The 21,757-nt window shown below is 44.5% G+C and carries 20 protein-coding genes, 1 other RNA gene and 1 pseudogene; 12 read left to right on the plus strand and 10 right to left on the minus strand.

All coding sequences use genetic code 11. The features are described from left to right. The 3 genes and pseudogenes from C7Y66_RS16235 to rpiA all read right to left on the minus strand — a co-directional run. Window positions 1–257: pseudogene (locus C7Y66_RS16235) on the minus strand (superoxide dismutase); the annotation flags it as partial. Between the two features lie 258 nt (window positions 258–515). Then, the gene (locus C7Y66_RS16240) at window positions 516–1,697 is read right to left on the minus strand and encodes an aldo/keto reductase (RefSeq protein ID WP_106546417.1); all 1,182 of its coding nucleotides are present in this window, start codon (window positions 1,695–1,697) and stop codon (window positions 516–518) included. A gap of 36 nt (window positions 1,698–1,733) precedes the next feature. Further along, window positions 1,734–2,444: a ribose-5-phosphate isomerase RpiA gene (rpiA, locus tag C7Y66_RS16245; RefSeq protein WP_015152617.1), complete on the minus strand. Its 711-nt coding sequence runs from the start codon at window positions 2,442–2,444 to the stop codon at window positions 1,734–1,736. 213 nt (window positions 2,445–2,657) lie between these two features. Here rpiA and C7Y66_RS16250 point away from each other — a divergent pair, with 213 nt between their 5' ends. Continuing rightward, entirely contained in the window at window positions 2,658–3,818 is a 1,161-nt protein-coding gene (locus C7Y66_RS16250) for an esterase-like activity of phytase family protein (RefSeq protein ID WP_158265939.1), read from the plus strand. Here C7Y66_RS16250 and C7Y66_RS16255 read toward each other — a convergent pair. Continuing rightward, entirely contained in the window at window positions 3,812–4,180 is a 369-nt protein-coding gene (locus C7Y66_RS16255; protein ID WP_106546418.1) for a hypothetical protein, read from the minus strand. The genes C7Y66_RS16250 and C7Y66_RS16255 overlap by 7 nt on opposite strands. A 711-nt stretch (window positions 4,181–4,891) precedes the next feature. Further along, the gene (locus tag C7Y66_RS16260) at window positions 4,892–5,284 is read right to left on the minus strand and encodes a hypothetical protein (RefSeq protein WP_015152619.1); all 393 of its coding nucleotides are present in this window, start codon (window positions 5,282–5,284) and stop codon (window positions 4,892–4,894) included. 156 nt (window positions 5,285–5,440) lie between these two features. On the opposite strand from C7Y66_RS16260, the gene rppA reads away from it, so the two are divergent. The 7 genes from rppA (at window position 5,441) to C7Y66_RS16300 (ending at window position 13,250) form a co-directional block, all read left to right on the plus strand. Then, a complete protein-coding gene (gene rppA / locus C7Y66_RS16265) occupies window positions 5,441–6,115 on the plus strand; it encodes a two-component system response regulator RppA (protein WP_015152620.1) in 675 nt (224 codons plus the stop codon). Window positions 6,116–6,314: 199 nt separating this feature from the next. Further along, complete coding sequence (locus C7Y66_RS16275) at window positions 6,315–7,607, plus strand: cell wall metabolism sensor histidine kinase WalK (RefSeq protein ID WP_106546396.1); 1,293 nt, start codon at window positions 6,315–6,317, stop codon at window positions 7,605–7,607. A gap of 318 nt (window positions 7,608–7,925) precedes the next feature. After that, window positions 7,926–9,275 (plus strand): APC family permease, encoded by a 1,350-nt coding sequence (locus C7Y66_RS16280; RefSeq protein ID WP_106546397.1) that lies wholly within the window; start codon window positions 7,926–7,928, stop codon window positions 9,273–9,275. A gap of 96 nt (window positions 9,276–9,371) precedes the next feature. Beyond that, complete coding sequence (locus C7Y66_RS16285) at window positions 9,372–10,028, plus strand: cyclopropane-fatty-acyl-phospholipid synthase family protein (protein WP_106546398.1); 657 nt, start codon at window positions 9,372–9,374, stop codon at window positions 10,026–10,028. Between the two features lie 144 nt (window positions 10,029–10,172). Next, window positions 10,173–11,333: a M20/M25/M40 family metallo-hydrolase gene (locus C7Y66_RS16290; RefSeq protein WP_106546399.1), complete on the plus strand. Its 1,161-nt coding sequence runs from the start codon at window positions 10,173–10,175 to the stop codon at window positions 11,331–11,333. 49 nt (window positions 11,334–11,382) lie between these two features. Next, entirely contained in the window at window positions 11,383–12,540 is a 1,158-nt protein-coding gene (locus C7Y66_RS16295; RefSeq protein WP_106546400.1) for an HhoA/HhoB/HtrA family serine endopeptidase, read from the plus strand. Between the two features lie 35 nt (window positions 12,541–12,575). After that, complete coding sequence (locus C7Y66_RS16300) at window positions 12,576–13,250, plus strand: J domain-containing protein (protein ID WP_015152626.1); 675 nt, start codon at window positions 12,576–12,578, stop codon at window positions 13,248–13,250. Window positions 13,251–13,574: 324 nt separating this feature from the next. Here the strand turns inward: C7Y66_RS16300 and C7Y66_RS16305 are convergent, their stop codons facing one another. The 3 genes from C7Y66_RS16305 to corA all read right to left on the minus strand — a co-directional run bounded on the left by C7Y66_RS16305 (window position 13,575) and on the right by corA (window position 15,732). Next, window positions 13,575–13,796 carry a hypothetical protein gene (locus tag C7Y66_RS16305; protein WP_146149806.1) on the minus strand — a complete coding sequence of 74 codons (222 nt, stop codon included), beginning with the start codon at window positions 13,794–13,796 and terminating at the stop codon, window positions 13,575–13,577. Window positions 13,797–14,006: 210 nt separating this feature from the next. After that, window positions 14,007–14,455, minus strand: an RNA gene (rnpB, locus tag C7Y66_RS16310) — RNase P RNA component class A. 113 nt (window positions 14,456–14,568) lie between these two features. Continuing rightward, on the minus strand, window positions 14,569–15,732 hold the full coding sequence (gene corA, locus C7Y66_RS16315; protein WP_106546402.1) for a magnesium/cobalt transporter CorA: 1,164 nt from the start codon (window positions 15,730–15,732) through the stop codon (window positions 14,569–14,571). 11 nt (window positions 15,733–15,743) lie between these two features. On the opposite strand from corA, the gene C7Y66_RS16320 reads away from it, so the two are divergent. From C7Y66_RS16320 to ureG, 3 genes are all read left to right on the plus strand, one after another. Continuing rightward, window positions 15,744–16,574: a hypothetical protein gene (locus C7Y66_RS16320; protein ID WP_146149807.1), complete on the plus strand. Its 831-nt coding sequence runs from the start codon at window positions 15,744–15,746 to the stop codon at window positions 16,572–16,574. Window positions 16,575–16,640: 66 nt separating this feature from the next. Continuing rightward, window positions 16,641–17,633, plus strand: a complete 993-nt coding sequence (locus C7Y66_RS16325; RefSeq protein ID WP_106546404.1) for a pentapeptide repeat-containing protein — start codon at window positions 16,641–16,643, stop codon at window positions 17,631–17,633. Window positions 17,634–17,715: 82 nt separating this feature from the next. After that, the gene (gene ureG, locus C7Y66_RS16330) at window positions 17,716–18,309 is read left to right on the plus strand and encodes an urease accessory protein UreG (protein WP_106546405.1); all 594 of its coding nucleotides are present in this window, start codon (window positions 17,716–17,718) and stop codon (window positions 18,307–18,309) included. A gap of 105 nt (window positions 18,310–18,414) precedes the next feature. Here ureG and C7Y66_RS16335 read toward each other — a convergent pair whose 3' ends face one another. Together C7Y66_RS16335 and C7Y66_RS16340 are read right to left on the minus strand one after the other, a co-directional pair. Beyond that, window positions 18,415–19,386, minus strand: coding sequence for a DUF1517 domain-containing protein (locus C7Y66_RS16335; RefSeq protein WP_106546406.1), 972 nt, complete (start codon window positions 19,384–19,386; stop codon window positions 18,415–18,417). A 253-nt stretch (window positions 19,387–19,639) separates the two neighbouring features. Further along, window positions 19,640–20,704, minus strand: coding sequence for a PotD/PotF family extracellular solute-binding protein (locus C7Y66_RS16340; RefSeq protein WP_233222708.1), 1,065 nt, complete (start codon window positions 20,702–20,704; stop codon window positions 19,640–19,642). Between the two features lie 229 nt (window positions 20,705–20,933). On the opposite strand from C7Y66_RS16340, the gene C7Y66_RS16345 reads away from it, so the two are divergent. Beyond that, complete coding sequence (locus C7Y66_RS16345) at window positions 20,934–21,740, plus strand: inositol monophosphatase family protein (RefSeq protein WP_015155491.1); 807 nt, start codon at window positions 20,934–20,936, stop codon at window positions 21,738–21,740. The last annotated feature ends 17 nt before the right edge of the window (window positions 21,741–21,757 follow it).

The raw sequence follows: 21,757 nt of genomic DNA on the forward strand, positions 1-21,757 counted from the left end.
TTTGGGTATTTGGCGATCGCTGCATTTAAATTTTTTACATATGTCGCGTGATGTCTGTCATGGTGAAGTCGCATTGTCTGCGCGTCGATATGCGGTTCTAATGCTTTGTAGTCATATGGCAAAGGTGGTAATTTAAAATCTCCACTAGCACTTGGAGTCTGCGCCCAAGCTAAATTGGACGAAGTATAAGTTTCTATAGCATAAGCACCAGCAGTTCCTCCTACTAAGAACAAGAAATTACGACGCTTGATAGACATAAGTACTTACCTTTGCTGAGCTAGTCAAATTTGTTACAGCGATTTTCTGGGAATTGGTAGTTGGTAATTGGTGGTTGGGATTACCTTAGTTTTTAACGTCTGAACAATAAATTTTTGCTGCAACAGTTTTCATATTCTCAGGTTTAAGGTCATTGTGCCTATATTATTTCGCTAACTCTTGTACAGGCGGGTTTGGCTGAAATATCTGTCAGTCGTAAAGTCTGTTGGGTGAAACCCGCCCCTACAATTCCATCACTCCTAATCTTGCGATAGCCGCTTGACTTCTGCACCGCTTAATAGTTTGTGTGCTTCGGCGAGGATAGCGGGAATTTTATCAGCGTGGGGGCTGTTTGTAAGGCACGATCGCAAATCTAACTGCTCGATCTGCTTGGCTTGATTGCCAGGAAACCAATGACCACCATTGCCGAGGAGATTATATCGCATTTTGGCATATTCTGTGAGGTCGTAAGCGATCGCTAAGTTTCTCAACCATAGGATCGTCGGAATATTGACGTTACCTGGAGTTTCGTCATATCTGGGTAAACCTATCTGCCAAGTTTTTACCCAATCTTCCCCTAAGCTGTCGCAAGCTGCTTGCTCTAATCGCGCCAAAATCGGTGGTAAAATCTCATCTGCGCGATCGAGATATTCTAAAGTTTTGAGGTGTTCGTCAAAATCCTGCGGTTTGGCAGCCCCTAAACTGAGAGTATGCACCTGAGAATGACTCAGACAAAATAAGTCGTTGAACACCATTGGACTGAGAGGAGAACAGAGTTCTACTAACTTTTGGGGTGGCTTGTAAAGCATTCCCCCCTTGTCGGAGGGGCTAATAATAAATACACCCATATCGTGACGATTGGCGGCTGCAACTGCCTCCCAGTTAGCTTGGTTGATATAGTACCAATGGAGATTAACGTAATCGAATTCGTTTGTGGCGATCGCCTGTGTAATAATTTCAGTTGCGCCGTGGGTAGAAAAGCCGATAAATCTTACCTTACCTTGAGCTTGCCACTGCCGTGCTAGTTCCAAACATCCACCAGGACGAATGGTCTGATGTAGGGTTTCAGCATCGTTAATGCCGTGGATACCTAGTAAATCGATGTAATCTAGGCGAAGATTGCGTAAGGACTGTTCAAATTTTTGGCGAAACTCGTTAGGATTTTGGCTGGGATTAACCTTCGTTTGGACGATTAAGCGATCGCGATCGCCTAATGGTAGAATGCGCCCTAGTTGCACTTCTGAAGTGCCGTAACCTCTGGCTGTCTCAATATGATTGATGCCTAGTTCAATTGCCCTCCGAATTGTGGCTTCTAAGTTACGCTGATTGTTCTGCGGAATCGTCCAAGCAGGGACATCTTGCCATTTGAACTGATAGCGCATACCACCACAGGAAAATACGGGCATGGGTATTTCTGTGCGTCCAAATCGTCGGTATTGCATAGACTTCCACGGGCGCACGCCTGTGCGCCCCACAAATTACATTTGTCTTACCACGGGTTGACCGTCTTGCACTTCGCCAATCAGGACGAGATCGGTACAGTTGACAAAGATGCCGTTTTCCAGTACGCCAGGAATGTTGTTGAGGGTTTTTTCTAATTCGGCGGGGTTATCGATCGCATCAAACCTCACATCAACCACCATGTTACCTTGGTCGGTGATTACGGGTCCGGCTTTTTTTACGCCCATCCGTAGTTCCGGTTTACCACCTAGCTTTTCAATTGCCCGCATGACGGGTGAAATTGCCATTGGGATGACTTCTACTGGGACTGCAAATACGGAACCCAATCGGTCTACCAGCTTACCGCTATCGACAACGACGATAAATTGTTGTGCTAGGTAGTCTACAACCTTTTCACGGGTATGGGCAGCACCACCACCTTTAATTAAATTTTTCTGCGGATCGACTTCATCCGCACCATCAATTGCCAAGTCAATATGGTCTATAGCGTCTAGAGTAGTGAGAGGAATGCCATATTGTTTAGATAGGACTTCGGCTTGAAATGAAGTAGGAATACCAACAATATCTTTGAGGTCGCCAGACTTGAGGCGATCGCCGATATATTGAATTGCATAAGCTGTAGTAGAACCCGTCCCGAGTCCGACAATCGTACCAGACTTTACCAAGGCAGCGGCGGCTTTGCCAACTTCCTGTTTCATCGTTTTTACTGGATCTGCTGCTGCGGTCATGCTCAAATCTCAATCTTCTGCCGCGATTAGTATATAGCGCTACGGGACGGAGAGAAAGAGGGAGCAGGGAACAAAATTCAAAATTCAAAATTCAAAATTCAAAATTAATGGGACAAGGGGGAAAAGGGGGACAAGGGAGTGATAAGTGGGAAATCTGGAGGAATGAAATTTATATCTACACAAGCTAAGTTGATTAGTGTTGAGTTGAAACTTATGAGATGTTTGAGAACCTGTGTAGGCAGGTTTTGTCTGTGTAGCGGTGACTTTAATCGCCTGTTTAAGCAGGTGATTTTAGTTAGCGCGATCGCATTTTTCAGTCTACTATCGTTCGCAACTCCAGCGTTAGCAGCAAAAGATCGATTGTTTCTCGACCTCTCGTTAGAATATTTAGGAAAATATCAACTACCAACAAACCTTTCTAACGCACCAGTCACGGAATTTTCAGCAATTACTTATGACAAACGGCACGATCGCTTTTATGCTGTCTCTGGTAATGAAATCTTCACCCTCAAGTTGACTTTTAATAACGATTCTGAGGATATAAAAATTCAAGATATTGATATAGAGTCAGTACAGTCACTTATCGCTCGCGACGGCAAACTATACGAACCGAAGACCTTTGTTGCTAAGGGAATTGCTTTAACACCGCAACAAACCGTATATATTTCTGGTTCTCAGATAAGTGGCGATCGCGCGCTTCCTTTTATCCGAGAATGCGATCTAAAAACTGGGCAGTTGCTGCAAAGCCTGACTCTTCCTAAACGATATATTGCTGAAAGCATACAGGAAAAAGGGCAAAACCAGAATACTCAAATTACTCAAGACGATATAACATTTGCTGCTTTAGCTTTCAATGCGACTGGTACTGTTCCAACAAGTGGAGAACCAGTAAATTTATTTACTGCTACTGAGTCAACGCTAGTACAAGACCGAGATACGCCTAATTCTAGACCTAATTCTAAACAGGGAAAAGCTCGGTTACTACATTACTTAATTGGCTACGGTACGCCGATGCTACTAGCAGAATATGCTTATCCTCTTGATGCCGAACTTGAGGAATTGTTATCTGTAGAAGGCGTTCATTTTCTCAGTTTAGAACTCCAGCCAGAGACAAAAACTGGAAAGATTTATCAGGTTGTGACAAGCGGCGCAACCGATACATCAAAAGTTGAGAGGCTTAAAGGTAAAATTAGAGGAGTTCGAGAAATTAAGAAAAAGCTAGTTTTAGACTTACAAGAGTTAGGAATTACTTTAGAAAATTTGTCAGGTATGACTTTCGGTTCTCGCTTATCTGATGGTACGAAAAGTTTGCTTGTCCTGAGTCATGACCAACAGGTAACTAATTTTCTGCTTTTTCGCCTGCGTTATCAATGATTTGAAACTGTCTTCACTCCATTCACTGAAAGAATATCATTTGCTAGTTCTTCAGCCATCATGGGAATTAGGCGTTCTAGATTTATGTTGTAAGACTTGTGCCAAAATTCAGCCAGTCTTTCTCTCGCAGCTTCATTGATATAGATGTTTTTCTTATCTGTTATCAATAGCATTGCTACATGTCCTCTATTTTCTGTGACTACGAATACAAACTCATCGCGATCTGCTTTTAGACCTTTATACCAGTAGTCAATGTGTTCTTCTAATTCATATTCGTAAAGTCCGTATTCCATCTTACCGTTTTGCAGCAAAGCCTTACGCAGGAGATTTTCTATCCTTTTTTTACTTTTAGGTTTATTCATTTCAAACACTAGAGATAACGATCGCATTGTACGGTGCTGTTTGTAGCGATCGTAACTGAGTTCCAGGGCGATCGCGGCAAGCGGGAAAGAATCAAAAATCTCATGCTATTGGGTAGGTTGTGATTCTTAAAGAGAGGAGTGAGTAGTGTAATTCATTTTGATCTTATCGAATTTTAGTTCTTGATGCCGATTGAAGCGCACCTATTATCAAGATTAATATACCTATTAAGAGTAAAATGGTTGCGGGAAAGAACGAAATGAAGAAAAGCATTGCTGCTCCTAATGCATTAGCACCTTCCATTGCTGCCATAGTTGCAATACACAACGCGATCGCGGGAATTGCATACGAACAGATGAAGATAATATGAACCGTAATAGTTGGCTGAATATATCGACGCACGGGGGTAAAACGAAGGAAGATATATGTGATGCAAACAAGACTTACAAAGATGCCAGGAGAGAGCCATCTCATTTCTGTGAACGTAATCAAATAAAGCATTACAAAGAAGACATTGATTGCAAATGCAACGTTCAGCATAGTTTATGACAACTTTTAGCCTATTACTCTTGGTATATGTTTTATTTTAATTTTCTCTAAAAATCCAACCTTTATTGCGATCGCTTCTCCGCATCTGTATAGAAAGATCGCGCGATCGCCTATTTTAATACAGTTGTTAACTAACGACTAGTAACAAATGAGTGATGACCAATTCATCTAAAATCAACTTGATAGTGAACTGTCTTTTGAATTTGCTCTAAAGACAAACCAAGTTCGCGCGACAATGCGACTTCGATTTGGCTAACTTCTGTGAAAGGAAACTCAAACTCTAATTTTTTCAAGGCAGAATTAGCAGTTTTCACTTTAACTTTAGAAAAGCCCTGATGATACTTAATCTCAACTCCAATTGAGAGGATGACCTTAGTTGGTTGTTCTTGGACTTGAGCGTTGGCTTGGATCGGAGTTGTGACGTAATAAGAGCGTTGTAAAATTTTATCGGCGATCGCTGCTCCACCGCTCCAAAAAGCGATCGCCAAAATCGGTAGCGGCAACCAAAATTCTAATCCCAGGGATTTGAGAGGGTAAAGCGATCGCAGTCTGCGCATCAGTTAGTCAACACAGTTCGGCTACTATTATCCATATAAGTCTATCTCGATTTAGAAACATTAACTGTAATACCCTTCAATGAACAGCGATCGGCTACTAGTAACTTTTTTTGACTTCTGACTTTTGACTTTTGACTTCTGATTTCGTGTTAGCCTATGGTAATTTTACTTGTAGAAGACGATCCAGCACAGTTAGAACCCATACACGCTGCTCTTTCCCAAGCAGGACATACTGTAGATACTGCCAAAGATGGCGAGACGGCGCAATGGTTGATAACTCAGAAAGATTATGACTTGCTCATCGTAGACTGGATGTTGCCGAAAGTGAGCGGTGTAAGTTTGTGCCAGCAGTATCGGCAAACTGGTAAAACTGCCCCAGTGCTTCTCCTAACGGCAAAAGATACCATAGCAGATAAAGTCGTAGGCTTGGATGCGGGAGCAGATGATTATCTCGTTAAACCAATCGATCTGCTAGAGTTATTGGCAAGAGTCAGGGCATTAGGCAGGCGATCGCCCCAATGGCAAGGTGACACCACTATCGTTGGCGATCTTCAACTCCATCGTCCCACGCTTACCTTAGAAAGAGGAGAGGCGATCGCTCAACTTTCAGTGCGAGAATTTCAACTGATGGAATATTTCATGCGTCACCCCCGCCAAGTTCTCTCTCGCGAACAAATTGAAAGCACTTTATGGGAGTGGGGAACGGAACCAGAAAGTAATGCCGTGACTACACTAGTAAGAAGACTACGCCAGCGAATGCAAGCCGTCGGAGCCAAAGATTGGTTGGAAACTGTATATGGTATGGGATATCGATTGAATGCACCAGAATAGAGGGGTCATTTGTCATTTGTGAATGGGTAATTGGTAATTGGTAATTGGTAGTTGGGTGGCGAGTGGTGTGTGGTGTAGGGAATTGGTAGTTGCTAGTTGGTAGTTGGTATGCACCTGAACCCCTGCCCCTGAAGCTCCCCTGCTTCCTTGTCTCCCTTGTCTCCCTTGTCCCCTTACTCCTCACTCCTCACCCCTCATCATGTTCAGTCGCAGTCGTCGTAACATAGCTTGTTGGTTTGCTCTATCGATGGGAAGCATCCTCGTGGTTTTTGCGGGGGTAGTTTACTACTTGGAAGTGGAAGAACAATTGCGGAATTTCGATCGCAATTTGTATAAAAAGACTAAAGCGATCGCAACGGATGCAGAGTACCAATTTTATCAGGGTCGATGGCAGTTCGATCTGGAACAACTGCCGATGCTAAGCAATAATACATTACCAATAACAGGAGATATTGCTTACGCTCGCTGGTACAACTCTAAAGGGGAATTAGTCCAATTTGTTGGTTCTCCGCCTGCACCGAAGTATCTCAAGCTAGCTCCTGGTTTTGAGACAATTCAAACTCCCACACGCTCAAAACTGCTTAAACTTTCTAGCTCTAAAACGTGGTTGCGGCAGATTACACTACCAGTTTTAAAAGCGGATTTGCTCATCGGTTATTTACAAGTGGCAACTCCAATGACTTCTATGCGCCAGAGTCTAGAGCAAACGCGCTTGTATCTTTCGCTCGGCGTACCGTTAGCTCTTAGTACAATTGGGTTGACGGGTTGGTACTTGGCAGGGCTGGCGATGAAACCAATTCGCCGTGCTTACGAGCAATTACAGCGTTTTACTGCTGATGCTTCACACGAATTACGCGCCCCTCTCGCAGCAATTTTGAGTAATGCCCAAGTGGGCTTATTAGCACCAGCAGAGGATACAAATAGTCCGCGACAGCGTTTAGAAAATATTGTCGATCTGTCAAAATCGATGAGTACGCTGATCGGTAATTTGCTATTTTTAGCACGTCATGAAGGAGCCTTAGCTGCTGAAGCTCTCAAAAGTATCGATCTAGTCAGTTTGCTGCAACGGTTGGTGAGTGAATATCAAGCACAAGCTGCAATCCAGGGATTAGATTTTGTTGCCCAGCTGCCAGAACAACCAATAAAACTCGTTGCCGAACCAGATTTATTACAACAAGCGGTGAGAAATCTGTTAAATAATGCTTTCAAGTACACCCCCTCTGAAGGTAGAGTTTGCTTGCGAATATTTACCCAATCTTATCGAGCGATCGTCCAAATTGAAGACAATGGCATCGGCATTCCATCTGAAGATGTACCCCATATTTTTGAGCGGTTCTATCGCGTAGACACTGTGCGATCGCGGCAAACAGGTGGATTTGGTCTAGGCTTAGCGATCGCCAAACAAATTGTCGAGGCACACAAAGGCAAGATCGCCGTCCAAAGTACCCTGGGACAAGGCGCAACTTTTAAAATCGAACTGCCTTTAAGGTAATTAAGTTGTCAGTTGTAAGTAAGAAACCTCTTGCCAATGACCAATGACCAATGACCAATGACCAATGACCAATGACACATTCATGTCATATTTGTGCGGCAAACTCAATTTAAAGTAATATGCAGAAGTCACTGACTTCTAGCAACTTTTACTTGTAAATACCCGTTGAGAAATTTAGTTATACAGCAATGAGCTGTGGCTAAAAATCGACGAACTTACCATCAAGTACCTTTTTAATACAAGTACCATTAGCCAGAAGCAGTAGATATGACTGAGCTTTCTAATTGACATTAAGTCTTCACCTAAAAAATTGACGATATGGCAAATAAAGTAGCATCACCAGCGCTGAAGCCAACCCTTTCAGTGGTGGACGCAAGCGCGATCGTCGTCGGTATGGTGATTGGCGCTGGAATTTTTGAGACTCCCACTCTGGTGGCTCAGAATGCTGGTAGTCAAAGCGTTATCTTATTCGCTTGGCTGCTAGGTGGGGTTGCCTCATTGATTGGCGCTCTCTGTTATGCCGAACTGACGACAGCATATCCTCACCCAGGCGGGGATTACCACTATTTCATGCGTGCCTTTGGCACGAACGTTGCTTTTCTCTTCGCCTGGGCGCGGATGACGGTGATTCAAACTGGTTCGATTACGCTGTTTGCTTATGCGTTTGGTGACTACGCATCCCAAATCTTGCCACTAGGGAGCTATTCTTCTGCGATCTATGCAGCCCTCTGCATTGCTATTCTGACCGGATTGCATATCATGGGCGTGCAGCAGGGAAAGTGGACGCAAAACTTACTGACACTATCAACAGTATTAGGTCTGGCATTGGTCATCATTGCTGGAATGATTACTGTAGCTGGTACTACTCCCGTACCTAACGGGACGCCAACCAATAACGGTGGAGCTTTCGGACTGGCAATGGTCTTCGTACTGTTAACCTACGGTGGCTGGAACGAAGCAGCCTACATTTCGGCAGAAGTGCGGGATGCCAGACACAACATGGTTAAGACGTTGCTGTTGAGTATCGCTCTGATTGCTGGACTTTACATGTTAGTCAACTTTGCTTACATCCACGGACTGGGGATTGCTGGTGTAGCAAATTCCAAAGCGGTAGCAGCCGATCTGATGCGGCGGGTGTTTGGCGAAAGTGGGGCAAGATTAATTAGCTTTATCGTTGCTGTGACTGCACTGAGTTCGATCAACGCCACAATTTTTACAGGAGCGCGGACGAACTTTGCTTTAGGACAAGACTTTCGCTCTTTCTCTTTGTTGGGGCAATGGAGCGATCGCCGTCACACACCTACCAATGCTTTACTCATACAAGGGGCGATCGCATTAGGACTCGTTCTTCTAGGAACGATTACCCATGAGGGTGAGAAAGGTTTTGAAACGATGACAGCCTACACTTCACCCGTATTTTGGTGCTTTTTTCTACTGTCGGGAATAGCATTATTCGTCCTCCGCCAACGGGAACCCAACACACCTCGAACTTTTCAAGTCCCTGGCTACCCGATTACCCCCTTGATTTTTTGCATTATTTGTGCATACCTACTTTATTCCAGTATCACCTATGCTTCCAGTCAGGCATACAGTATTGGGGCGATCGTCGGTATTAGCATGATGGTTGTGGGCGTACCTGTACTGTTTTGGGTGCGTCGCAGGCACTAGATATAAGGCAATAGAGAAAAGAAGTCGTAAGTCATTCTCCCTGCTCCCTTTCTTCACTAATAACTGACAACTGATAACTGACAAGAGGAAATACAGATGCAATTACCACTAATACTCAAACCGATCGCGGTAGGTGCGATCGCCGTTAGTATGGGCATTATCGGTTGTACGCAACAGACAGGGCTGAATGCCCAGGCAGAACCTAATATTGCTCAAACAACTCAAACAGCACCACCAGCAGGACAAACCGAACAACGGGAACCTGACGTACCTTACGTGCCTACACCTCAAGAAGTTGTGGATGAAATGCTCAAACTGGCAAAAGTTCAAAAAGGAGATGTCCTCTACGATCTGGGTAGCGGTGACGGACGCATTCCTATTACTGCCGTGAGAGAATATGGCGTAAAAAGGGCTGTAGGTATAGATATCAACCCCGAGCGAATTGAAGAAGCAAACGAAAATGCCAAAAAAGCTGGCGTGAGCGATCGCGTGCAATTCCTCAATCAAGATTTGTTTAAGTCCAATTTCAGCGAAGCCTCTGTCGTAACGCTGTACCTACTACCAGATATTAATGTCAAACTGCGACCCCAGTTATTCAAACAATTGAAACCTGGTACTCGGATTGTTTCTCACGATTTTGACATGGGTGAATGGAAACCCGAGCGCACGGTACAAGTACAAGGACCAAACCGGACTCACACCCTTTATTACTGGGTCGTTCCTGAAAAACCACCAGCTAATTTACAGGGGTGAGGAGTGAGGGGAATTCGGAATTCGGAATTCGGAATTAATTGCGAATGGGCGACTTGCAACTTCTCCCTTGTCCCCCTTGTCTCCTCTTCCCGACTCCCGGACGGGCGGGTTTGGAAACCCACCTCTACCGACTCCCGACTCCCTATGAAATACGCAATACTCATAACTACTTTAGTCGCCCTACCTACAGCGAGTTTGGCGCAGTCTGGACGAGCTGGGGCAGATGTGGAAACCTTGGTAAAACTCGGTCCTAGAGTGGCTGGTACGCCAGTTATGGCAAAGGCAAGTGACTATCTAGAGGCAGAGTACCGCAAAGCTGGCTACACAACTCAAATTCAAACTTTTACCTACTCTCGATTTGAGGATTTAGGTTCGAGTCTGACGGCAGGAAAAAGCAAAATTACAGGTTTACCTCTAAGTGGATCGGTTGCAGGTAAAGTTGATGCGCCGTTGGTAGTTGTACCCAACGTCGGACGACCGGAGGATTTTGCGCGGGTTGATGTTAAAGGCGCGATCGCAGTTGTTCAAAGAGGAGAAATTCGGTTTTCCGAAAAGGTACAAAATGCCAGTACTGCGGGTGCGGTAGCCGTGGCAATCGTCAATGACAGATCGGGAAAACTCGCGGCTTCTCTTGGTGGTGGAGTCAGTAAAATTCCTGTCTTGGCTTTATCTAGAGAACAAGGCTCTGCTTTACTACAAAGTTCTCAAACCCAACAGCCAGCCACTTTACACGTCAATACTCGGCAACGTCAAGTTACTGGACGTAATGTAGTAGCTCATCTACCTGGTATCGCTAGACCTCAAATACTCTTGGGCGCTCATTACGACTCCGTACCAGGTGCGCCAGGGGCGAATGACAATGCTTCTGGGACGGCTGTTGTTTTAGAAATTGCCCGCAGAATCTCTAAAACTCCCTTAGCAAAGCAAACTTGGTTTGTGGCTTTTGATGGCGAAGAAGACGGGTTACATGGTTCTAAAGCTTTCGTACAAACCGCCCAACCACAGTTTATCTCTAGCCTTAAGGCAATGCTAAATTTTGATATGGTAGGCGTAAATTCTAGTCTTCGCGTGAGTGGTACACCTCAGCTCACAGCCCGAGCGAAAGCAGCGCAAAGTGAGTTGTATACTTCTGAATCTTACAGTGGTAGCGACCATGCTTCTTTTGCAGCGGCAAAAGTTCCAGTTTTATTTTTTCACCGAGGGCGGGAGCCTAACTACCACACGCCAAACGACAAGCAAGTAGACTCAAATCTACTTGATGAAACTGTCAGCGTGGGACTAGAGATTGTCGAGCAATTGCTTTGAAATGTGGGCTGTTAATAGTTAATGGTTAATGGCAAATAACCATTAACCAATGACAAAAGACCAATCACAAATGACCAACAACAAACCTACAATGTCTCAGAATTCTGTTGTGAAAAAGTCAGTAACTTATTTATCTTTAATATTTATGGGGGCTGCGGGTAGTTTGTTAGGAACCCAGCTATTACCCAATCGACCGGAGTTAATCCCGCCATCAGTTGCTCAACTCCCGGCTCAGGTTCCTAGCGGAAATATTAACTTTATTGCTAACGCTGTAGACCGTACTGGTGCAGCGGTCGTCCGTATTGATGCGGCACGGGCTACCCGCGCTAGACAACCTGGAGCTAGGGTAGTGCGGGGAACTGGTTCGGGCTTCATTATTGAGCCGGATGGTTTAATTTTGACAAACGCTCACGTTACTGGTGGAGCTGATACGGTCAATGTCACCCTGAAAGATGGACGCAAATTTACTGGTCGGGTCTTGGGTAGAGATGAATTGACAGATGTGGCTGTAGTGAGAATTCAAGCCAATGATTTACCTGCGGTAACAGTAGGCAACTCTGACAACCTCCGACCTGGAGAGTGGGCGATCGCGATCGGCAATCCTTTAGGATTAGATAATACTGTTACTGCTGGTATCATCAGTGCTACAGGTCGTTCTAGCAGTGATGTAGGAGTCCCTGATAAGCGCGTCGGTTTCATTCAAACTGATGCAGCGATTAATCCCGGTAATTCTGGCGGACCCCTATTAAATCAACAAGGGCAAGTGGTGGGAATGAATACGGCAATTATCGGCGGCGCTCAAGGTTTGGGTTTTGCGATTCCTATCAATCGAGCGCAGCAAATCGCCGAGCAACTGGTTGCTAAAGGAAGGATCGATCGCGCCTATTTAGGGGTTCAAATGGCAACTCTCAACGATGAGATTCGAGAAACCCTAGCCCAAGAGTCAAATGGTGATGTCACTATCTCCGCCAACCAAGGGGTAGTCGTGTTAGGAGTCGAGCGCAATTCTCCTGCTGCTGCTGCGGGGATTCGTCCTGGCGACGTGATCCAGCAAATTAACGGGCAACAAGTAAAAACTGCCGATCAAGTGCAGCAAGCAGTAGAAAATAGCCAAATCGGTGTCAATATCCCGCTTGAAGTCAGTCGCAATGGCAGAAATATTCAGCTCTCGGTAAGAGCTGGTGAATTTCCTGCCAGCGCTAGCTAAAGGATGCATATTAGGTATGGGGAGCAGAGACGTTCATGCAACGTCTCTACACCTCCAAAATATTTTCCTGTCCCTTAAGTATGGATAATCTGCCCAATCCCAACTGGTGTTATCAAGTTTTAGAAATCTCCCCAACGGCGACGGCGCAAGAGATTAAAATGGCTTATCGCCAGCTGGCGCGGAAATATCACCCCGATCTCAATCCAGGCGATCGCACTGCGGAAGATCGGTTCAAACTAATTGTCCAAGCATACCGCACCTTACTCACCCTCCAATCGCAGCCATCTTCCAGCACTTCTACAAAAACTACACCACATCCAGACACCACTTCTACTTACAGTACAGGTGGCGTGCGCTTCCATGTCAAGCAACGCGACTGCACGCCTTCCTCTCCTCCCCTCTCTTCAGAAGAAAAGTTACTCAAATTGAGTACGCTCAACCAAGTCTACACTTTACTCAAGCGTCAGAATTTTCAGCAAGCAGTAGACATAGCAGAAAAGCTAGCTATCCGCTTTCCCAAAGATTCAGACGTGCAACCGTGGCTGGCTGTAGCTTACCATCGTTGGGCAAAACAGCTGATCTCGCGACAACAGTGCGATCGCGCTAGAATTTACCTCAAAAAAGCTTTGCAAGCCGATCCTCATAACCAGAAGTTATGGCGAGAAATCGATCGCGATTACAAAGCTATAGAACGCCAGTTAATGTTTTGATCCGCAAAAGCTGTTGACCGGATCGATATTGGTGACTTCATTTTGTAGCCAAATTAATATCTAACTGTCACAGTCATGTCACATTCATTCACTATCTTATAAATGGCTGCAACGAGTAAATGAGTTACTCCTCACCCTATCCTCAATTCAGCGAGTAAATAGCCTCTCCATATTTTGGAGAGCTTTTTTTATGTAACTCGCACTAAGCGGTCTTCCTCTACACATCCTGTCCCAAATTTCCGCTAAGTTAGCTTTTGGGGTAAAAATTGGGGTAATTGGGGTAACAGTACTGAGGAGCCAGCTACATGCAGGGGTTTTCTCCGTTCAGCGGACTGGCGTTGCTAATTTGGGTTTGTATTTTTCTAATATCTGGTCGAATAGATTTGCCTCTCTTATTGGTGGTTTTAATAAAGCAAGTTTTTGTTTATTGTTTAAACTATATTTTTCTAAAGTTGGATCGAAACAACCATTGAGTGCATTATTGTGCATTACCCAGCATTTAGCCTCTAATGCACTCCAATTTTGCGGAGTGTCTATCAAGTTCACTCGCTTACGCACTGCGTAGCCAGAAGGCTTGCCAAACAAGGGAGCTTATTTGGTGCTAAAGGATAAGCGCAAATTACCATCTTTCCATCGTTCTATACGACAAGTAGTTTCGTAGCCTTGTTTTGCAGAATTGACCATTGCGTACACTCCGTAGAAAAAACGTACAAAAAATAAAGCTAGAAGCTGTAACAACCTCTAGCTTTAGATGATATGAGAGAGCAGGACATAAGCTGGATTCTGTTTTCTGCTGCATCAACGCGATCGCATCTCTACATACAGAAGGCAGTTATCTATCTGGGATGCCTGTTACCAGACACCTCTAGCGGTACACCAATAGCGGAACTGGTAAAAGACCAACCGTAGTTCCTCCGACCTTGCTCCCAACCGGGGTTTACCGAGCCAGCACCTCTCGATGCTGCTGGTGCGCTCTTACCGCACCTTTGCACCCTTACCCTTTTCAGTTGTCAGTTATCAGTTATCAGTTATCATTTGGTCACTGGTCACTGTTCGCCGATCGCTGAAAAAGGCGGTATCTTTCTGTGGCACTATCCTCACGATCGCTCGCACTGGGCGTTACCCAGCAAGTTTGGTCTTTCGGGAGTCCAGACTTTCCTCAGACCAGCTGTAAAAGCTGGCTGCAACTGCCTGCGCCTACTCTCTCTAGATCTAGTGTAATGGTAATGGGTAATGGGTAATGGGTAATTGGTTGTTAGTTGTTGGTTGTCGGTTGTTGGTTACTGATAACTCGTCACTGACAACCGATAACTGACACCTAGCCTCTCTTTCTTGACGTTCTATCCTTGACATCAGAGAAGTTTTCAAACCAACCTCGCCGCCAGAAGAAATAGATGAGTCCAGCAGCGGTTGCTACCATAGCTGCCAAGCATAAGGGATATCCCCAGTACCAATTTAATTCCGGCATATTCCAAGGGGATTTTTCCGTGTTAAAGTTCATACCGTAGACCCCAGCAATGAACGTTAAAGGAATAAATATAGAAGAAACTACCGTCAGCAACTTCATGATTTCATTCATTTTGTTACTCACGGCTGATAGGTAGACATCCATTAGACCAGAAGTTAATTCGCGATAGGTTTCTACCATGTCTAAAATTTGTACGGCATGGTCGTAACAGTCGCGTAAATAGACTTGGACGCGATCGCTAATTAAACTGTCATTATCATCGCGGATCAGCATGGCGATCGCATCTCGTTGAGGCCAAATTGCTCGCCGCAGGTTGAGCAACTCTCGCCGGACGCGATAGATTTTGTTTAAAGTTTGCCGCGTTGGTTTAGTAATAACTTCGTCTTCTAAATCTTCCATTTGTTCTCCGTATGCTTCCAGTACGGGAAAAAAGCCATCAATAATCGAATCTATCAACGTATAGGCTAAATAATCTGCTCCCAGCTTGCGAATGCTGCCTTTGTTGTAGCGAATTCGCTGGCGTACTTGTTCAAAACAATCGTGTTCCGGTTCCTCTTGAACTGTGAGTAAGTAGTGTTTTCCTAAAATAAAACTGACTTGTTCGCTGTGAAAACCACCACTTTCTTTTGGTATCACCATTCGCGCGATTATGACTAAATGGTCTTCATAATCGTCTTCTACTTTGGGACGTTGCGGCACGTTGACGATATCTTCTAGAACCAATGGGTGCAGATTAAAAACTTGTCCCAATCTTTGTAAGATATCTTCGCTACCTAAGCCTTGCACGTCAACCCAAGAGACAGATTCCGTGTCCAGATAGGGAAGGCATTCTTCTGGAGTGGCTAAGGTTTTGCGCGTTACGTCTGCTTCGTTGTAGTCAATTAAAACGATAACTGGTGGTTGAGCATCAACCCCAATATTCAAAGTTCCTGGTAGACTACCTGGTTTGTCATAAAAGTAGCCAAAGTGAGGCTGTGTGTCTGGTTTAGCAGCACGAATACGAGATTTTGTCATGAACGAGATGGGTGCGGGACTCCATCGCGATCTTAATCCTTATGATGCGTTTAGGTTGTGTTACGATCGTGCTTTCTTATCACGGGAACAGTATAAACTGGAGCGATCGCGCTGCTCAATCTATGGAAAACTCATTCTTATTCGCTCAAATTGTACAATCTTTAGAGCAAAATGAAGACTCAGCCCGAATTAAAAAACTAGTTTTTTACGTAGCAAAACAATTTTGGGCTAGAGACCAAAATCAGTTAAATAGTATTAGTTTACTCGATTTAATCCAAGAGTTAGTTGCTAAATATTCAGATATAGAAAGCTTAAAAAAAAATGTTTATAGAATGGCGCAAACTCTAAACAAGCCGGAGCAGTACTTAAGTGTTGCTAGCACAATTATTGGCGAAACAGAAATTTTATATAATTTCCCAGCAGACAAACTTCAAGAAAGAAGAATAAGCTCTGATTCCGATCTGATTACCGTTCCTTTAGTTCCGGCAATTCGACAAGAAGCTGTGGTTATTCCCGATCCCTCTCCGCCAGCGTCCATACAAATTAAGAAAAAAATTGAGCCATTTGAAATCCGTCACAAGATAATGATTCAAATCAATCCCTTGCAAGCAAAAATCTTACTATTTTCAGCGACCGAGCATCAATTTGATTGGACTCAACAGGATTGGGCGGCTTTACGCAGTACGGAGCTATACGAATTAATTCGGAATATAACTTATACCTGTCAATCTTTTGAAGCTTTAGTTGATACTCTCGATCTAACAGCCCGAAAGCTGAACAAGCCGCACGAGTACCTAGCGATCGCTAATATTATCAGTCAAGCACTTAAACCCATGTTTTGAAGTTTGTATTTTAACTTTTAGCTTTTAGTTTTTGACTTCAATTGCAATATTTACCACGCATAATTTATGGATGCCAATGAACTCATGCAACGATATGCAAAGGGAGAAATTAATTTTAGCGGTTTGGAATTAAAAGGAATTAATTTATTTGGTGCAGATCTCGTTAGTATTAATTTAACTCAAACCGATCTTCGCAGTGCTAATCTAATTTTTGCTTATTTAAATAGAGCGCAGTTACACAAGGCTAATTTAAGTAGCACAAAATTAAGTGGCGCTAACTTAACGCAAGCCGATTTACGTGAAATTAAGTTACACGATGCCGATTTACACGGAGCAATTTTGCAAGGTGCAGATCTACGCAGTGCCGATCTGAGGCTAGCTAATTTACTCGATGCAAATTTGATTGATGCCGATTTACGTAATGCTAATTTGAGTGGTGCTAACTTAACAGGTATCTGTCTTCGCGGTGCTAACCTCAGACAAGAACAGAAAGAATACGCTGCTAATTTGCGCAGTACAAGACTGTTTCAAGCCGATTTGCGGGGGGCAAATATGGCAGGTGTAGATTTGTCTGGAGCTGACCTGCGCTGTGCTAATTTAGTTGAAGTCAATTTGCGAGGTGCTAACCTATACGGCGCTAATTTAAGTGAGGCAAATTTAGCCGATGCATTTCTCAGCGATGCAAATTTAGATCGGGCAATTTTGAGAGAAGCAAACTTAAGTAATACTAAACTAGAACGAGTGTTAATGAATGAAGCAGATCTAACCCGTGCTAATTTAAGCCATGCGATCGCACCTGATAGTAAACTGACTAAAACCAATTTGAGTTATGCTAACTTGACCAAAGCTAGAATGAATCGAGTCGATTTCAGTCGCGCTAACTTGTTAGGAGCAATTTTAATTGATAGCTCGTTAATTGAAGGCTTTTTGGCACGAACAAACTTAACCGATGCGAACTTAGATAACGCTAACTTATTTAAAGCCGAAATCAGTAGCGCCAACCTCACGGGTGCAACCTTACGCGGTGCGACAATGCCAGATGGTAGTATTAATAGTTAATTTCAAAATGAAATTGTCATAGTGAGGTGAGCAATGCCCACCCTACAATTTTGACTTTTAACTTTTCACTTTTGACTTACCTATGACTGCATTTCGAGTTGGGGTAGCTGGTCCTGTCGGTTCGGGAAAAACGGCTTTAGTTGAGGCGCTATGCAAGCATCTACGTCAGCAATATAACATTGCGGTAGTCACAAACGATATCTATACTCAAGAAGACGCTCAGTTTTTGGTACGCGCTCAAGCACTCTCAAGCGATCGCATTTTGGGTGTAGAGACTGGCGGTTGTCCGCACACAGCGATTCGCGAAGATGCTTCAATGAATATAGCCGCGATCGAACAGTTAGAACAAAAATTTGTCAATCTGGACTTAGTATTTCTAGAAAGTGGCGGAGACAATCTTGCAGCAACTTTTAGTCCAGAGTTAGTAGATCTGACGATTTACGTGATTGATGTTGCAGCAGGTGATAAAATTCCCCGTAAAGGTGGACCAGGGATTACCAAATCAGATTTGTTAGTGATTAATAAAACTGACCTCGCTCCTTATGTTGGAGCCGATTTAAGCGTCATGGAACGAGATGCGAAGAAAATGCGCGGCGATAAACCGTTTATTTTTACGAATCTGAAAACTCAGGCTGGACTAACAGAGGCGATCGCATTTATCGAGAGTTATATCTAAATATAAACGTTAGGGGCGCAAATCTAGCGTTTTCCGTGTAGGTGTCATACATGCGTAGGGGCGCACAGCCGTGCGCCCCTACAAATTTATTCGATGCTGCAAATCTTATACCAATTTCAGATCTGCATATTCTGCTAGAACATCATCAGAACTGAGGGTGTCACCTTCAGCTTGAGGTGTCCATAACACTTCAATCGCCAAGAGTTTATCGCTTGGAATACTACCAAATTGACGTAGAGCTTGACGCAGATCGTCAGTACTATTGATTGTTGGTATTTGCAATTTACCCAAAGTCGCTGCAATCAGAGTGACGACGATGTATTCACCGGGATCTTTCACAGCTAAATCGCTACTACCAGAGCCGTCACCTGCTGGTAATTCTGCTTTAGGCGTTGCAGCCTTGAGCTGATTGTTGACCTTGGAAAGAGTTTCTTCGCTAAACTTGCTACGTTCTGCCAAGGATAAACGGTTAAACTCGGCTTCTGCACCCGTCAAGCGAGATTGCTGAGTGCCACCACCAGCATAGACCCAGTATTCGGGGTGGCGTAACAGAGCTAAAGAAGCTTCCTGCAATACCTGTACTCTACCTTCAGGAGAGTTAGTATCGGCGAGTTCGGCAATCCGGTTGAGTTCAGCCTGTAAGCCTCTTGCCTCAGCCAACAAACCGACTTGTACGCGAGTCACACTGACAGTAGGATTGCTATCGTATTCTAATTCGTCTACGCTACCACCACTACTAGCACGTCGGAAGGCTTGTAGCATAAAGTTGGCGATCGCAAAAAAGATCAGGATCGTGAACAAGCCACCAAAGCCGCCGCCGATGCCAAAGAAGGGAAACAAGAAAGGAAATCCAAATCCGCCACCAGGATAGGGTGCGTAGTAGCCACCACCACCGGGAGCGTATGTTCTAGGAGTAGAGTAGCCGCGGCTAGGCGCTCTAAAAGAGCCACCACCAATCCGACCACCACTAGCTGCTAATGCATTATCTGCCTGACCAAACGCTAAAGTAGCGATTAGACCGAATACGAACAAAGATTTTATCAACGGTTTCATGACTGAAAGCAGTTTATTACGCATATCTCACTGCCCGAAAAACAATATTGACTTTGGTTTATTTCCTTTAGGGTAATACGATTTGCCCTTAGTAATAACTCCAAATGATTTGCAGTTGCTTATAGCGTTTAATTCTGACACCGTGCTAGCTATTTGCTTTGCACCAACTACATTTACTAATTTATCGCTTCTAACCCAGCCCTAACCTGTCACCGAGGTAGGATTCCCGTACCTTAGAGGATGAAAGAACTATGGCGCAGCCATAGTTCTTTCATTTTTACTGTCCGCGAAACTCGTTCCACAGGGATACCCAGTCATCGTAGTTAGGTACGGTTTCCCAGAAGTGGATTTGGCTGTAGTAATTTTCGATGTCTTCTAAATGGGAATCGCGGCGCTGTTCGGCGGTGAGTAACGGTAAAACTTGCTGGGAAACAGCCCAGTAGCCAGTTACCTCTGTCATGGGTTTTTGGGCTGCTCCCGTCAGCATATAGTCCATCCAAGCATGGGCGATTTCTTTGTTGGGAGAGCCTTTGAGTAACATCCAAGAATCGCTCCATCCAGTCGTCCCTTCTTGAGGAATAGTCGCTCCTACAGGAAAGTTAGCGCGTTTTAGTTCTTCAATTGCTACGGGCCAACCCCACGCGAGAGCAATTTCTTTATTTAAAAAGAGTTGGGCTAATTCTCCTTGGCTATTCCAGAATTTTCTGACCTGCGGACGCAAGCGGAAAAGATCGGGTTTAATTTCTGTTGCTAGCCGTTCTTTACTAATGTCGTAGATATTAGAGCTACCTTTCCACAACGCCACATCAGCATTGAAGATGGGGTAGTCGGGTAGAGATACTTTACCTTGATATTCTGGTTGATAGAGGACATCCCAGCTTTGCGGTTCAGATTTGACGACGGATTTGTCATAAATCAAAAAATCTGGTCCCCAAGCAATCGAAACACCATAGGCTTGACCGTCAAAGGTGTTATACGCTGGTTGCTGAAAAATTGGGAATAAATCTTTGTAGTTGGGGACTAAACTTAAATCGATCGCCTCTACTAAATTGGCATCATACAAGCGTTTGGTTAAGTCTCCCGAAGCAGTGACGAGATCGTATGTCTTGCCTTTACTGGCTTTAATTTTGGCATACATCTCATCAGATGAGCCTGCATAAGTTGGAATGACTTTACAACCATATTTTTGCTCGAATGGTTTGGCAAAAGAGGCATCCATATATCCCTCCCAGCCAATTATTCGTAAAGTGCAGCTTTTGGCTTGGGCGATTTCTGGAAAGGACAGACACGCTACCAGTACAAAACAAATGCTAACGAGACTTGCTATCAGTCGCTTCATCATAACTGCCTTTAATTCTGAGTGAGTCACGCGATCGCATTCCACCACAAAATTCAGTGGTAGGATTTGTAATACGATAAGCTCCGCATTCAGTTAAGGTGGTAGTTTTTTCGATTTTCTTATCATATGGTTGTCATTGGTAGTCGTTAGTTGGTGGTTGTCCCCCTTTGCCCCCTTGTCCTCCTTGTCCCCACACCCTACACCCTACACCCCACACCCCACACCCTCATTCATGACTGATTTCTGGACGACGATTCTCGATTTTGCCGCTACCACCTCCCAGAGGGTAGGGGCGCAACTGATGCAGGATTTCGGGCAGGTACAAGCCTCTCAGAAAGCTGATGGTAGCCTCGTTACCCAAGCAGATAAATGGGCAGATCGAGAAATTCAAGATGCGATCGCCTCCAACTTCAACGGCTATGGTATTTTGAGCGAAGAGGGAGAGACAATTTTTCCTGATGCTGAATGGTGCTGGGTTATCGATCCGCTTGATGGAACCACAAACTTTACGCGGGGACTTCCCATCTGGGGTATTTCTTTAGGACTGCTGTACCGAGGTACGCCTGTTTTTGGCTACGTCCACTTACCACCGCTAGGACAAAGTTTTCACGGCTTTTGGGCAGGAGATTCGGGACTAGCAACACCTACAGGGGCATTTCTCAACCATCATCCGATCCATGCTAGTACCGATGTGGTTAGCAAAAATCACTTTTTCAATCTCTGTTCCCGCAGCACTGCTGTCATGCAATCTGGCTTTCCCTGCAAAATTAGGATGCTGGGGGTTGCCAGTTACAACTTTCTCACCGTTGCTGCGGGTGCTGTACTGGGTGGGGTAGAAGCGACACCGAAAATTTGGGATTTAGCAGGGGCTTGGGTAATTTTACATGCAGCTGGAGGAACTTGGGTAGAGCTGCGATCGCCATCTATTTTTCCTTTATTACCTGGGAACGATTACAGCAATATCTCTTTCCCCTCTCTTGTCGTCAGTCGTCGCGAACTGATTTCAGTATTTCAACCCTTCTTAGAATCTTTAAAATAGCAGCACTAATTAACTAC

The sequence above is a fragment of the Chroococcidiopsis sp. CCALA 051 genome (assembly GCF_003015105.1).
Classification (GTDB): Bacteria; Cyanobacteriota; Cyanobacteriia; order Cyanobacteriales; family Chroococcidiopsidaceae; genus Chroococcidiopsis; species Chroococcidiopsis thermalis.